This window comes from Methylomagnum ishizawai (assembly GCF_019670005.1).
Lineage (GTDB): Bacteria > Pseudomonadota > Gammaproteobacteria > Methylococcales > Methylococcaceae > Methylomagnum > Methylomagnum ishizawai.
The window spans coordinates 1,572,314-1,585,792 of the sequence record NZ_AP019783.1 but is presented as its reverse complement, the minus strand read 5'-3'; the positions used below and the strand labels follow the sequence as shown (position 1 = coordinate 1,585,792).

Genomic DNA, 13,479 nt, shown 5'->3' with positions numbered 1-13,479 from the left:
CATGCGGCGTGTGAAACGCCTGCCTTTAGGCAAAAAGGCCGTGGCGTATTTGGGCCGGTGCCAAAAAAATACCAACCGTAAAGCCGAAGCTGGGGTATTGGATATTGAAAAGGAATGGAAAAGCGCCCGGAAAACCCAAACCATGCAAGCGGTGCTAAAAACCCTTCAAAAAATGATGGGCTCCCGCGAACGCTGCATGTATTGCTTGGATTCGCACGGCTCGGATATCGAGCATTTCAGGCCCAAAGCCCTCCACCATAAACGGATGTTCCGCTGGCGGAACCTGTTGTTATGTTGCACCGAGTGCGGGCGGCTGAAAGGCAATCGTTTCCCTACCGATGGAAAACGTCCGCTCTTGATCGACCCCACCAAGGAAGAACCTTGGGAACACCTGGATTTCATCCCTGAAACTGGCCATATCAAGGCGCGGTTCGATCCCCGGATCAATGCCTGGTCGCCAAAAGGCGAGAAAACCGTGGAAACCCTACATTTGGATCGGCGGGAAGCGCTCGAGGCTGGATATTTGAAGACGCTGCGTAGGCTTTCGCGCATTGTCGATAATTTCCTGGAAAACCCATCGTTTTCCGCCAGCCACCTGCTCGAATCCTTATCCGCCGACGATGAGCATGGCCTACTAGGCTGGATATTTATAGGAACCGGACAGCATCATCCCCCTTTCAAGGATTTGCGTGAACAACACCCACTCATCTGGGAAAAATGCATGGCGGATTTTTCGATAAATCGATAAAAGCCTGGAGGGTTTGATCCTACGCTTCCCGCCTCGCCCGCTCAAAATTATCCGGCGCTATCGCCCGCAAATAATCCCGCGCCATCTCCGGCGTCAGGAATTCGAGCATCACCCGGTTTTCCAGCCAGAACTCGACCACCCGGAACGCCACCGTCCGGGCGCAGACCACCGCCCGCCAACCCTCCCGATGGGCGATCCCCAACAGCGCCGCCTCGTCCAAGGCCACCGAAAGGGCGGCATGGGTCGCGGTGAAATCGGAAGGGCCGGGATTGTCGATGCTATGGACCGGATCGGAACCTTCGCCAGGAGCCAGTTCCAAACCCAGCGGATAAACCTCGATCGCCGTGCCGTGCCCGTCGTCCGCGATCACGATACGGCTGCCCGGAAACGGGCTGAAATCGAACACTTGGCCGCCGATGACTTCGGCCAGCACCCCGGCGACCCGTTGGGGATCGCGGGCGGCCAGGGAAAAATGATGGATCATGGTGGGCTCCTCGATTGGGGTTGGATGAAGGATGAAACGGCTTCCACCGAATATCCTACTACGCTTCCCTGCCGGATTTGGGAAGTCGATCCCGAACTCCCCAGCGCGGGCCACCTAAACTCCGCGGCTTTCCTATCCACTTCGGAGAAACACCATGCCCCGCCTATCCCCATTCGTCCTGGTCGGCGCTTTGCTAACCTCCGGCACGGCGACCGCCGGTCCCAGCCTGGGCGGCTGCCCGATGCTCCCCGCCAATAACATCTGGAACACCCGCATCGACAAACTGCCGGTCCATCCCCTGTCCAAGCAATACATCGACACCCTGGGCCGGACCACCGGCCTCCACATGGATTTCGGCGCGGGCAACTGGGACGGCGGCCCCATCGGCATCCCCTACAACGTGGTGCGGGCGACCCAAGCGCCGGTGGCCATCAGCTTCCAAGAAAATGGCGAGAGCGACCCCGGCCCCTACCCCATCCCGGCCAAACCCAAGCTCGAATACCCCGGCGACCACCATATGCTGATCCTGGACCGCGATAGCTGCCTGCTCTACGAAACCTGGAACACCCGGAAAACCGCCGCCGGGGCCTGGCGGGCGGGTTCGGGGGCGATCTTCAACCTGGGCGGCAACCCACTCCGCCCGGACGGCTGGACCTCCGCCGACGCGGCGGGCCTGCCCATCCTACCGGGGCTGGCGCGTTACGACGAGGTGGCGAAAGGCGCGATCAAACACGCCCTGCGCTTCACCGCCCATATCACCCGCGGCCATGTCTGGCCCGCCCGCCACCAGACCAGCGCCCCGGACGACCCCAGCCTCCCGCCCATGGGACTCAGGTTCCGGCTCAAGCGCGGCTACGATATCAGCGGCTATCCGCCGCAAGCCCAGGTGCTCCTGACCGCGATGAAGCGCTATGGCCTGATCTTGGCCGACAACGGCTCGGACTGGTATGTGACCGGCGTGCCGGACCCGCGCTGGGACAACGACCTCCTGCACCTCCTGGGCGGCGTCAAGGGCGACGCCTTCGAGGCGGTGGACAGTTCCGGGCTGATGATCGACCCCAATTCCGGCGAGGCGCGGCAACCCTAGCCGACCGGGACCGCAAATATGTCGGGGTCGGCGGCGGGAAACCCGGCATGGCCGTCATAATGCCGACCAAGAATGGCAATCCCCTATCCGATAGAGACAACCCCCATGAACGCGAATCCCCCCTACGCCCCCGGCCATTTCAGCTGGGCCGACCTCGCCACCCCCGACCCCGCCGCCGCCAAAGCCTTCTACGCCGGGCTCTTCGGCTGGGCCTTCGTGGACATCCCCACCGGGGAGGACAGCCACTACACCATGTGCCTATTGGACGGAAAACGGGTTTGCGCCCTGTTCCGGCTCTGCAAGGACCAACCGGACGCCGGGTACTGGAAACCCTATGTCAACGTGGAAAGCGCCGACGCCAGCGCCGAGCGCGCCCTGGCGCTGGGCGGACAAGTACCCATGCCGCCGATGGATATTTTCCAGGCCGGGCGCATGGCCATGGTCGTGGACCCGACCGGCGCGGCGCTGGCGATTTGGGAACCCCGCGACCATGCCGGGGCCGATGTGGTCAACCAAGCCGGCAGCCTGTGCTGGAACGAACTGCTCACCCACGATCCCGCCGCCGCCGGGGCGTTCTACACCGGCCTGTTCGGTTGGGAAGCCAAGACCGCGCCCATGGCCCCGGACGGATTGGATTACACTTGTTTCGGCACGGGCGGGGCGGTGAACGGCGGGATGATGGCGATCCAGCCGGAATGGGGGGCGATGCCGCCGAATTGGTCCGTCTACTTCGCCGTGGCCGATTGCGATGCCAGCGCCACGCGGGCCGTGGCACTGGGCGCGGCGGCCTGCGTCCCGCCGACCGATATCCCGGAGGTGGGCCGCTTCGCCGTGCTGCGCGACCCGCAGGGCGCGGTGTTTTCGATCATCCAGCCGAACCATCCCGCCTGACTCCCACGGCAGGCCGGAACGGCGTTCCCGGCCCAGGGCGCGGCCCGCGCCGTTCAGCACGGCTTCAGGGAAGCGCCGCCAAATTATCCCGGCTGCCGCGCCAGAACCCAGGCGGCGCGGGCCGCGAACAGCCCCCTCCATCCGCCAGGAGCCACGCCCATGCCAGCCAAGCCCGCCCTCATCGCCGCCGCCCTGTCCATCGTGCCGACGGTCCAGGCCAATCCGGTCTACCGTTGCGAGGAAGCGGGCAAACCCGTTTATTTCACCGACGAACCTGGCCTCTACTGCGAAGAAATGGACCTCAAGGTCATCCAGCCCGACCCGGCGGAAGTCGCCCGCCTGCAAACGCGGAAGCTCGAACAAGAGGAACAGGAACGCCAGGCGCAAGAACGGGAAGACCGGGAGCGCCTGATCCGCGCCCAGGAGGAAGCGGCCCGCGCCGCCGAAATCCAGGCCGAGGCCCAGCGCCGCATGGCCGAGCAACAACAATGGCAGAATCAACCGCAAACCGTCCCGCCGGTCTATTATCCGGGCGGGTTCTGGCCGGGTTATGGCTATCCGGTGCGCCCGGTGCCGCCGGTCCTGCCGAATCCGCCCGGCCAGGGGCAGCCCGCGCCCGGCTATCCGTATGGGACCGACCGGGGCACGCTGGGCGGTCAAAAGCGCTGACGCACGAGCCTCCGCCCTGGATATCCGCAGGGTTGTCGCCTTGGGCCGGGTTGATCCGGCGAGAGTCCCCCTCTACCCTTAGCGCCACCGGGCGATCCAGCGACCCCCTCCGGTCTCCCAGCCGCGCCCAAACGGTCCCATCCCACTGCCTCCATTCCCAACCATGAACAAGAAACAACATCCCGCTTCCAAAACCCATGTCCACACCACCGCCCTCGGCCTGGCCCTGGTCTCCGCGCTGGCGGCGGCGGCTCCCGGCGACCTGGACCCCGGCTTCGGCACGGACGGCAAAGTACTGACCTCGTTCAGCCCCGCGTCGGCGGACGCCGCCGATGTCGCGGTGCAAGCCGACGGCAAAATCGTACAAGCCGGCACACTGCAAGACGCGGCGTTCTCCAACGCGGATGCCCTGCTGGTGCGCTACAACGCCGATGGCGGTTTGGACGCGGGCTTCGGTACCGGCGGCAAAACCACGGTCGATTACGGCGAGGTCTACGACGGGGCCAGGGCCGTGAAAATCCTGGCGGATGGCAAAATCCTGACCGCGGGCAGCGCCACCAGCGCCAACAACACCAGCCGCATGGTGGTATCCCGCCATAATGCCGATGGCTCCCTGGACACCAGCTTCGGCGACAACGGCCTGGCCGTGGCCTCGTTCGGAACGGGCGCTTTCGCCGAGGGCAGCGGACTCGCGGTGCAAAGCGACGGCAAAATCGTCGTGGCCGGACGCCTGCAAACCGGCGATGGCGGCGACTTCGCGCTGGCCCGCTTCCTACCCGATGGCAGCCCGGACACCAGCTTCGGCAAGGGCGGAACGGTTTCCGCCGACTTCGGGGGCGTGGAACAGAACGGCCTCGGGGTAGCATTACAAAGCGGCGACAAGATCGTGGTCGCAGGCTTCCAAAAAACCGCCGCCAACGGGGAAGCCATCGCCATCGCCCGCTTCAACACCGACGGCTCGGTGGATGGCGGCTTCGGCCAGAATGGCTGGGTGATAGGCGATTTCGGCGACCAATACATCCATGCCTATGGCGTTACGGTGCAAGCGGACGACGCCATCCTGGTGGCCGGCAACCGTGGCCAATCCCTGGTCCAGCCCTACACCGAAACCTGCGCGGTCGTCCGCTATGGCAAGGATGGGGCGCTGGACACCGGCTTCGGCAGCGGCGGGATATTCAGCGGCGGCGACGGTGCTTGCCATGACGTGGCCGTGACGGCCTCCGGGCAATTACTGGTCGGCGGCACCGGCAACCCAAGCGATTTCGCGGTCTACCGGCTCGACGCCCATGGCGCACCGGACACCGGCTTCGGCCAGGGCGGCAAGGCTTTGATCGGTTTCGGCGGCGCGATGGCCCTGGGCCGGAGTTTGGCCCTGACCGGGGATGGCAAGGCCGTGATCTCGGGAGGCGTCTATGGCGGCACGAACGACCTGGGCCTGGCCCGGCTGGATGCGGGCGCATCGCCAACGCCCACCCCCACCCCAACACCAACCCCAACACCAACCCCCACGGGTAGCCCATCGCTGAACTTGGACGCCCCCGGCACTTGGCGGCAAGGCGAGAAACAAACCCTCTCCTGGACCACCCAGCAGATCGATGGCAAGCGTAGCGTCACCGTCAAGTTCTCCAAGAACGGCGGGGCGCGGTTCAAGCGCCTCAAAACCATCCCCAACAAGAAGGGCCAACTGGCATGGAAACCCGCCAAGGCCCATGTGACGACCCAGGGCGTGTTGAAAGTCTGCGCGAAACCCACGAAGCAAGCGGCGGCGGCGTGCGATTCGGCGAATATCGTGGTGCTGCCGAAACAATAACGCCCGCCCGGCTCCGCCCGGCCCTGGGCGGAGCTTCCGGCCCGGTTCATTCTTCGAGATAGGTGTATCCCCCCAATCCCGCCATCAATTCGCTTTCGTACAGCTTGCGCCGAGCCAGGGGCAATTCCGCCTCCAACAGCTTCTTGTGATAGGCCCGTTTCAATTCTTCCGGGTCGATATGCACATAGCGCAATAGCTCGTCGGCCCCGTCGCCGCGCATGATATCGACGATGCGATAACCGCCCCGGCCGTCGAGTTCGACATTCACCGAATGGGTATCGCCGAACAGGTTGTGCATATCACCCAAAATCTCCTGATAAGCCCCGACCAGGAAGATTCCGATCAAATACGGCTCGCCCGCACGGCGCTCGTGCAGGGCCAGGGTGGTCTCCAGGCTTTGGCGGTCGAGATAGGTATCGATCTGTCCGTCGGAATCGCAGGTCAAATCCTGGATCACGCCGCGGCGGGTGGGTTCCTGGTCCAGCCGTTGCAGCGGCAGCACCGGAAAAATCTGGTCGATGGCCCAGGCATCGGGCATCGATTGGAACAGCGAGAAATTGCAGAACACCTTGTCGGCCAGGCGCTCGTTCAATTCGTCCAGCGCCTCGCGGTGGGCGCGGAGCCGGATATCCAAACGCCGCCGCACGGCGTGGCCGAGCGCCGCGTTCAAACGTTCGGCCTCGGCCAGTTCGGCCAGGTTCAGCTTGCCCTGCACGTACATGGCGCGGGCCTCGGCCAGATCGAACTGCCCATCGTGGTAAATCCCCAGCACCGCCTCCGAATCCAGCCGTTCCAGGCATTCGGCCAAGTCCAGCAAGGGCTGGGCGGGCCGGATGCCAGTCGGTTCGCCGTCATCGGCCACGGCGGCGAACACCGGGGCGGTGGCGTCGTCGGGCACGGCCTCCACGTCGATGATGTGGGTGATGAGCACGGCGTGATGGGCGGTCATGGCCCGGCCCGATTCGGTGACCAGATGCGGCTGCGGCAGGCCGTACTCCTCGCAAATCTCGGCGAAGGCGCGGACGATGCTCCCGGCGTATTCGTCCATGCTGTAGTTGATCGAGCATTCGCTGGTGGAGCGGGTGCCTTCGTAGTCCACGCCCAGGCCGCCACCGGCATCGGCGACCTCGATCTCCGCGCCCAGGCGGCGCAGTTCCACGTAATAGCGCCCGGCCTCGCGCAAGGCGGTCTTCACATCGGCGATGTTGGCGACCTGCGAGCCGATATGGAAATGCATCAGCTTGAGCCAACCGAGCTTGCCACCCTCTTTCAAGCGCCGCACCAGCCTGAGGATTTCCCCGGCATGGAGGCCGAATTTGGATTTTTCGCCTCCGCTGTTCTGCCATTTGCCGGCCCCGATGCTGGCGAGGCGCACCCGGACGCCGATTTGCGGCTCGATGCCCAGCGCCTCCGACTCGGACAGCACGGTGTCCAGTTCGGACAGCTTCTCGATGACGATATAGAGGTTGAGCCCCAGACTGCGCCCGATCAGGGCCAGCCGGATATAGGAGCGGTCCTTGTAGCCATTGCAGATGACCGTGCCGCCCTTCGACAAGGCCAGGATGGCGAGCAACTCCGATTTGCTGCCGGCTTCGAGGCCGATACCGCGCCCATCGCCCTGGGTCAAGCCTTCCACCACGCCGCGCTGCTGGTTGACCTTGATCGGATAGACCGGGGTATAACCGCCGGTGTAGTCGTACTCGGCGCGGGCGCGGTCGAAGGCGGCTTGCAGCAACAGCACCCGGTCGCGCAACACATCGGTGAAGCGCACCAGCACCGGCAGGGCCAAGCCCTCGCGGCGGATTTCCTGGGCCAGATCGAATAGATCGACCGCGCCCGCCTCCGGGTCTTTGCGCGGATGGACGGCGACATGGCCGCGGTCGTTGATGTCGAAATAGCCTTCGCCCCAGTGTTCCAGGCCGAAGGTCTCGCGGGAATCCTGCACGCTCCAAATCATAGCCGTCGCCAAAATCTCTTTGAAAAGGTTTAGATTATGTGGAAAATCGCCCGCTTTTTCTATTCATAAGGAGTCCCCATGGTCAACGACAACGGCTGGTTCACCGAGGTTTATCCCAAACACGGCAGCGCCATCTCGCTCAAGGTGGTCGAGAAGCTGCACGAAGAACAAACCCCGTTCCAGCGCATCGAGATTTACGAGACCGAATGGATGGGCACCTTGATGGTCATCGACGGCTGCACCATGGTCTCCGACCGCGATAATTTCCTGTACCACGAGATGATGACCCATCCGGCGCTCTACACCCACGCCAATCCGGAAACCGTCTGGATCATCGGCGGTGGCGATTGCGGCAGCCTCAAGGAAGTCCTGAAGCACCCGGAAGTGAAAAAAGCCGTGCAGATCGAGATCGACGAGCGCGTGACCCGGCTGGCCGAGCAATATTTCCCGGAGCTATGCGACTCCAACCACGACCCGCGCGCCGAACTCCTGTTCATCGACGGCATCCAGTGGGTGAAGGACGCCGCCGCGGACAGCGTGGACCTCATCATCGTCGATAGCACCGATCCCGTCGGCCCGGCGGAAGGCTTGTTCAACGCCGCGTTCTACCGCGAATGCTTCCGCTGCCTGAAGCCGGGCGGCCTCCTGGTCCAGCAGAGCGAATCGCCTTTGTTTCACGCCGAACTGATCCGGGACATGCACCACACGATGCGCGGGGCCGGTTTCGCCACGACCCGTACCTTGTTCTTCCCGCAATTCATCTATCCGTCCGGCTGGTGGAGCGGCACGATGGCGGGCAAGGGATCGCTGGACCAGTTCCGCGAGGAAGACGCCCGGCAGCGGCCCTTCGCCACCACCTACTATAATCCCGAGGTACACCGGGCGGCGTTCGCGGCCCCGGAATTCTTCAAGCCCTTGCTGCCCCGATAACAACAACCCCCGTAGGGTGGGCCGCGACCCGCCCTACCGCCAAACGAGGAACCACAACCATGGCCGAAAAAGAAGTCAGCGAAGCGCTATTCCACCTGCGCGGCGAAATCGAACGGCTGGACGAGGGCAACGCCGAACTCAAGTCCAAGCTCGAAGACCTGCTGGACGATCTCGAAGACAAGCTGGAAGCCTCCGAGGACGACCAGCAGTTGCACTTGGTGGAAGACATGAAGGAAGCCGTTTCCCAATTCGAGGTCGAACACCCCACCCTCACCGGCATCCTGAACAATCTCATGGTCGCCCTGGGCAACATGGGCATCTAAGCAAGCTTGCATCCACACCCGGCCCATGGCATCGTCTCCCGACAGCGAGGCGGCACCACGGACCGGGCCAGCCCGGTCTCCCCCCCCACTTCTCGCACTCCCCGCCCCTCTCGGCCAGCCCGCCGGGGCAGTTCTTCCATCCGTCCCCCCTGCGGGCACCCCGGTGCAAGGAACACGGACCAACCATGGATAACACCGCCAGACGGGTGCTGATTATCGATCCCAGCCTGGAACAGCGGACCCAAATCCGGCGCTTGCTTGAAACCGGTCCGGGACGCCGCTACCACTTCATCGAATGCGCCGATGGCACCGCCGGCCTGCGGGCCTGCCTGGACAACGGCGCGGTCCCGCCCGATTGCGTACTCCTGGCCGAACGCCTGCCCGATGGCGACGCGCTCCAGTTATTGGACGCCCTGGGCGACTATCCGGTCTCCTGCTGTCCGGTGGTGGTGGTGGCCGGGGAGGATTCCAAGCTCGACACCGGGCGGGCCTTGCGGGCCGGCGCCCAGGATTTGATCGGCAGGCGGGTGATCAACGCCGACAGCCTCGTCCGCGCCATGGAGAACGCCATCCTCCGCCACACCCTGGCCCGCGAACTCCGGGGCAGCGAGGCGCGGCTGCGGCTGGGCTCCGAACTAGCGGGGCTGGCCGTCATCGAAATCGACTACCTCGCCGACGTGATGAAGCTCAGCCCCGAGGCCACCACCGTCCTGGGACTGCCCGATACGCTCCGCACCGTGCCCCGCGCCCTGATCCACAGCCTGTTCCACCCCGAGGACCGCGCCGCCATCGACGCCCAGATCGCCCGCGCCTTGCGGCCCGAACATGGCGTGCTGGCGCTGCAACACCGCATCCTGACCCCGGCGGGCCAAGTGCGCTGGTTGTCGGTACGCAAACAGGTGTTTTTCCGCCACCCCCCCAGCGGGAAGGCGCGGCCAACCTCGGCGCTGCTGATGCTGCGCGACATCACCGGGCAAAAGCAGGCCGAAACCCAAGCCCAGGAACACCAGGCCCGGCTGGCCGGCATCGTCGATTCGGCCATGGACGCCATCATCACGGTGGACGCCTGGCAACGGGTGGTACTGTTCAACGCCGCCGCCGAACAGATTTTCCGCTGCCCGGCGGCGGAAGCCATCGGCGGCCCGCTGGAGCGCTTCATCCCGCAAGGACTCCGCGCCGCCCACCGCGAACATTTCCGCCAGTTCGGCAGCGAACCGGTCCAGGCCCGCGCCATGGGCCGCGACGGCCTCTTCAGCGGACTCAGGGCCGACAACGAGGAATTCCCCATCGAAGCCTCCATATCGAGGATCGAGACCGGGGGCGAGCCCTTCTTCACCATCATCCTGCGCGATATCACCCGGCGCAAACAGGCCGAGACCGCCCTGCGCGAAAGCGAGGAGCGCTTCCGCACCTTCTTCGAGACCATCCCGGTCGGCGTGGCCTACCAGGACGCGGTGGGCCGGATCATCCTGATGAACCCCGCCGCCGAGCGCATCCTGGGCCTTTCTCAGGCGGAACTCATGGGCGGGACTTCCCTCAACCTGGAGCAAACCTGTGTGCGGGAGGACGGCTCGCCCTTCCCCCGCGCGGAACATCCAGCCTTGGTGTCGCTGCGTACCGGGCTGGAAGTGCGCGACGTGGTCATGGGGTTCCGCAATCCCCGCGAAAACGATTGGCGCTGGATTTCCATCCACAGCGTGCCGCAGTTCCGGCCTGGGGAAACCCGGCCCTGGCGGGTCTACACCGTGTTCCGCGACATCACCGACCAGCGCCGGGCCGAAATCGCCCTGAACCGTAGCGAGAACCGCTACCGCCTGTTATCCGACACCGCCGGCCGCTTGCTCACCGCCGAAGACCCACACGAACTCATCAACGAGCTTTGCCATAAGGTCATGGCGCATTTGGATTGCCAAGCCTTCCTCAATTACCTGGTGGACGAATCCGACCTGCGCCTGCGCCTGAACGCCTGGGCCGGCATTCCCGCGGAGGTGGCGGCGGCTATCGAATACCTGGATTTCGGCGAAGCCATCTGCGGGAGCGTGGCCCGGACCCAGCGGCGCATCGTGGTCGAGGATGTCGCGAACTCCGGGGACGCCCGCGCCGCCCTGGTCCAAAACCTGGGAATCCAAGCCTATTGCTGCCATCCGCTGATCGCCGGATCGCGCCTGATCGGCACCTTGTCCTTCGGCGCCCGCAACCGGTCCCGCTTCGCCATCGCCGATATCGAGCTGATGCGGATCGTGGCCGACCAGGTCGCCGTCGCCATGCAGCGCATCCTGAGCCAGCACGACCTACAGGCCAGCGAAGAGCGCTACCGCGGCCTGGTCGAACAGGCCGCCGACGGTATTTTCGTCAGCGACGCCGAGGGCCATTACCTCGATATCAATTCGGCGGGCGCGGCCATGCTGGGCTACCACCGGCAAGAAATCCTGCGGCTCGGCCTCACCGATACGGTCGCGCCCCCCGAAATCCCCCGCCTCGCCCCGGAAGTGGCCCGGTTGGCGGAAGGCACGGTGGCGCGCAGCGAATGGCTATTCCGCCGCAAGGATGGCTCCTTGTTCCCTGGCGAAATCATGGCGCGGCGGCTGCCCGGCGGACGTTTACAGGCGATCCTGCGCGATATTTCCGAGCGCAAGCAAAGCGAGGCCAAGCTGCGGGAACAAGCCCAGCGCCTACGCGAAGCCGACCGCCGCAAGGATGAATTCCTGGCGATGCTGGCCCACGAACTCAGGAACCCCCTGGCCCCGATCCGCAACGCCGCCAATATCCTGCGCCATCCGCACCTCGCTCCCGGCGAACTGGGGTGGTGCCGCGATATCATCGAGCGCCAGATCGAACAACTCACCCGGCTGGTGGACGATCTGCTCGACGTGTCGCGCATCACCCGCGGCCATATCGACCTCAAGCAAACCGCGGTGGAAGTCGCGGCCATCCTCGGCCGCGGGGTGGAAACCAGCCGCCCCGTCCTGGAAAGCCAAGGGCACCACCTGGCCGTGACCCTGCCGGACCCGCCGCTGTGGGTGCGGGGCGACCTGATCCGGCTGGCGCAAGTGGTGTCGAACCTGCTCAACAACGCGGCCAAGTACACCGACCCCGGCGGCAGGATCGAACTCGGCACCTGGGCGGAAGGCGGCCGGGTGGTCATCAGCGTCCGCGACAATGGCCGCGGCATCGACCCCGCCGCGCTGCCCGAGTTGTTCGACCTGTTCTATCAGGTGGAGCAAACCCTGGAGCGTACCCAGGGCGGCTTGGGCATCGGCCTGTCCCTGGTCAAGCGGCTGGTGGAATTGCACGGCGGCGTGGTGGAAGCCCATAGCGCGGGCCGGGGCCGGGGTAGCGAGTTCGTGGTGCGCTTGCCCCGGCTCGCGGACCCGGACCCCGCCCACGCCACCCCGCCCGATCCCGCGGGAATCCCGCCAGGGCCGCGCCGGGTGCTGATCGTGGACGACAACGAGGACGCGGCGGACAGCCTGTCCCTGTTGCTCGGCCTCGAAGGCCACCAGACCCTGACGGCCCACGATGGCCCCCAAGCCCTGGCCTTGGCCCTCTCGGTCCGGCCCGAGGCGATCCTGCTCGACATCGGCCTGCCGGGACTCAGCGGCTACGAGGTCTGCCGGAAAATCCGCGAGGCCGGGATGGCGGAGACCTTGATCGTCGCGGTGACGGGCTATGGGCAGGATGGGGATATCCGGCTGGCGCGGGAGGCCGGGTTCGACGCGCACCGGGTCAAGCCGGTCGATCCCGAGGATATCCGGGAACTGCTGGCCCGAGACCCGGACCCCTAAGCCACTACACACCCAAATCGCCCAGTTGCCGCATCTGCCGCACAATCCATTGCTGGCGGCGTCCCACATAAGCCGAGGGTTTTCCGGCCTTCAGCACGATGGGGTTGGGCAGCACGGCGGCCAACAGCGCCGCCTCTTTTTCATCCAAGTGGGCGGCGGTCTTGCCGAAATAAATCCGCGCCGCCTCCGCCACGCCGTAGATGCCGTCGCCGAACTGGGCGATATTGAGATAAACCTCCAGGATGCGCTCCTTGGGCCAACAGGCTTCGATCAGCACGGTGAAATAGGCTTCCAATCCCTTGCGGAAATAACTGCGCCCCGAATACAGGAACAGGTTCTTGGCGGTCTGCTGGGACAAGGTGCTGCCGCCGCGCAGGCGCTTCCCGGCTTGGTTGTGCCGCCACGCCTGCTCGATGGCCTGGAAATCGAAGCCGCCATGCTCGAAGAACCCTTGGTCCTCGGCGGCGATCACGGCGTCCTTGGCGGATGTGGAGATTCCGTCCCAATCGACCCAGTGGTAATTCAGGCGGAAATCCGTGCGCCGGGCAGCGATAGCCTCGGCTTGCGCGATCAACATGAAGCTGGTGATCGGCGGTGGCAGCCAGCGCAGCAGGGCGACCGACGCCACCGTGAGCAAGACGAAGCCCAGCACCAGGCCGCGCAACCAGCGGAAACAGCGGCCTGGCCAGGACACGGCGGGAGTGGATGGCTTGCGCCGGAACATGGATGGCGATTCAACGATGGAAAAGCATGGGGGTCCAAAGCCTGCCTTGGATGCCCCAGCCCCGCCAAAGC

At 65.1% G+C, this 13,479-nt stretch carries 11 protein-coding genes; 8 read left to right on the top strand and 3 right to left on the bottom strand.

The window, feature by feature from the left end; all coding sequences use genetic code 11:
- Positions 1-142 precede the first annotated feature (142 nt).
- Positions 143-748: an HNH endonuclease family protein gene (locus K5658_RS07360; RefSeq protein ID WP_221066299.1), complete on the top strand. Its 606-nt coding sequence runs from the start codon at positions 143-145 to the stop codon at positions 746-748.
- A 19-nt stretch (positions 749-767) separates the two neighbouring features.
- Here K5658_RS07360 and K5658_RS07355 read toward each other — a convergent pair whose 3' ends face one another.
- Positions 768-1,232 (bottom strand): hypothetical protein, encoded by a 465-nt coding sequence (locus K5658_RS07355; protein ID WP_221066298.1) that lies wholly within the window; start codon positions 1,230-1,232, stop codon positions 768-770.
- 154 nt (positions 1,233-1,386) lie between these two features.
- Here K5658_RS07355 and K5658_RS07350 point away from each other — a divergent pair, with 154 nt between their 5' ends.
- From K5658_RS07350 to K5658_RS07335, 4 genes are all read left to right on the top strand, one after another.
- Positions 1,387-2,319: a hypothetical protein gene (locus K5658_RS07350; RefSeq protein WP_221066297.1), complete on the top strand. Its 933-nt coding sequence runs from the start codon at positions 1,387-1,389 to the stop codon at positions 2,317-2,319.
- A 105-nt stretch (positions 2,320-2,424) separates the two neighbouring features.
- Complete coding sequence (locus tag K5658_RS07345; protein ID WP_221066296.1) at positions 2,425-3,210, top strand: VOC family protein; 786 nt, start codon at positions 2,425-2,427, stop codon at positions 3,208-3,210.
- Positions 3,211-3,369: 159 nt separating this feature from the next.
- Complete coding sequence (locus K5658_RS07340; RefSeq protein ID WP_221066295.1) at positions 3,370-3,879, top strand: hypothetical protein; 510 nt, start codon at positions 3,370-3,372, stop codon at positions 3,877-3,879.
- A gap of 163 nt (positions 3,880-4,042) precedes the next feature.
- The gene (locus tag K5658_RS07335) at positions 4,043-5,689 is read left to right on the top strand and encodes an NHL repeat-containing protein (RefSeq protein WP_221066294.1); all 1,647 of its coding nucleotides are present in this window, start codon (positions 4,043-4,045) and stop codon (positions 5,687-5,689) included.
- Between the two features lie 46 nt (positions 5,690-5,735).
- Here the strand turns inward: K5658_RS07335 and speA are convergent, their stop codons facing one another.
- Complete coding sequence (gene speA, locus K5658_RS07330) at positions 5,736-7,646, bottom strand: biosynthetic arginine decarboxylase (RefSeq protein WP_221066293.1); 1,911 nt, start codon at positions 7,644-7,646, stop codon at positions 5,736-5,738.
- 78 nt (positions 7,647-7,724) lie between these two features.
- On the opposite strand from speA, the gene speE reads away from it, so the two are divergent.
- From speE to K5658_RS07315, 3 genes are all read left to right on the top strand, one after another.
- On the top strand, positions 7,725-8,576 hold the full coding sequence (gene speE / locus K5658_RS07325; protein ID WP_221066292.1) for a polyamine aminopropyltransferase: 852 nt from the start codon (positions 7,725-7,727) through the stop codon (positions 8,574-8,576).
- 59 nt (positions 8,577-8,635) lie between these two features.
- Entirely contained in the window at positions 8,636-8,899 is a 264-nt protein-coding gene (locus K5658_RS07320; protein WP_221066291.1) for a DUF4404 family protein, read from the top strand.
- Between the two features lie 185 nt (positions 8,900-9,084).
- Positions 9,085-12,684, top strand: a complete 3,600-nt coding sequence (locus K5658_RS07315; protein WP_221066290.1) for a PAS domain S-box protein — start codon at positions 9,085-9,087, stop codon at positions 12,682-12,684.
- 4 nt (positions 12,685-12,688) lie between these two features.
- Here K5658_RS07315 and mtgA read toward each other — a convergent pair whose 3' ends face one another.
- A complete protein-coding gene (gene mtgA / locus K5658_RS07310; RefSeq protein WP_221066289.1) occupies positions 12,689-13,408 on the bottom strand; it encodes a monofunctional biosynthetic peptidoglycan transglycosylase in 720 nt (239 codons plus the stop codon).
- Positions 13,409-13,479: the final 71 nt, after the last annotated feature.

Excerpts from the sequence above, each read along its gene's own strand:
- K5658_RS07320 (WP_221066291.1), top strand. The coding sequence starts at position 8,636 with ATGGCCGAAAAAGAAGTCAGCGAAGCGCTATTCCACCTGCGCGGCGAA.
- K5658_RS07345 (WP_221066296.1), top strand. The coding sequence starts at position 2,425 with ATGAACGCGAATCCCCCCTACGCCCCCGGCCATTTCAGCTGGGCCGAC.
- speA (WP_221066293.1), bottom strand. The coding sequence starts at position 7,646 with ATGATTTGGAGCGTGCAGGATTCCCGCGAGACCTTCGGCCTGGAACAC.
- K5658_RS07335 (WP_221066294.1), top strand. The coding sequence starts at position 4,043 with ATGAACAAGAAACAACATCCCGCTTCCAAAACCCATGTCCACACCACC.
- speE (WP_221066292.1), top strand. The coding sequence starts at position 7,725 with ATGGTCAACGACAACGGCTGGTTCACCGAGGTTTATCCCAAACACGGC.
- mtgA (WP_221066289.1), bottom strand. The coding sequence starts at position 13,408 with ATGTTCCGGCGCAAGCCATCCACTCCCGCCGTGTCCTGGCCAGGCCGC.
- K5658_RS07340 (WP_221066295.1), top strand. The coding sequence starts at position 3,370 with ATGCCAGCCAAGCCCGCCCTCATCGCCGCCGCCCTGTCCATCGTGCCG.
- K5658_RS07355 (WP_221066298.1), bottom strand. The coding sequence starts at position 1,232 with ATGATCCATCATTTTTCCCTGGCCGCCCGCGATCCCCAACGGGTCGCC.
- K5658_RS07360 (WP_221066299.1), top strand. The coding sequence starts at position 143 with ATGCAAGCGGTGCTAAAAACCCTTCAAAAAATGATGGGCTCCCGCGAA.
- K5658_RS07350 (WP_221066297.1), top strand. The coding sequence starts at position 1,387 with ATGCCCCGCCTATCCCCATTCGTCCTGGTCGGCGCTTTGCTAACCTCC.
- K5658_RS07315 (WP_221066290.1), top strand. The coding sequence starts at position 9,085 with ATGGATAACACCGCCAGACGGGTGCTGATTATCGATCCCAGCCTGGAA.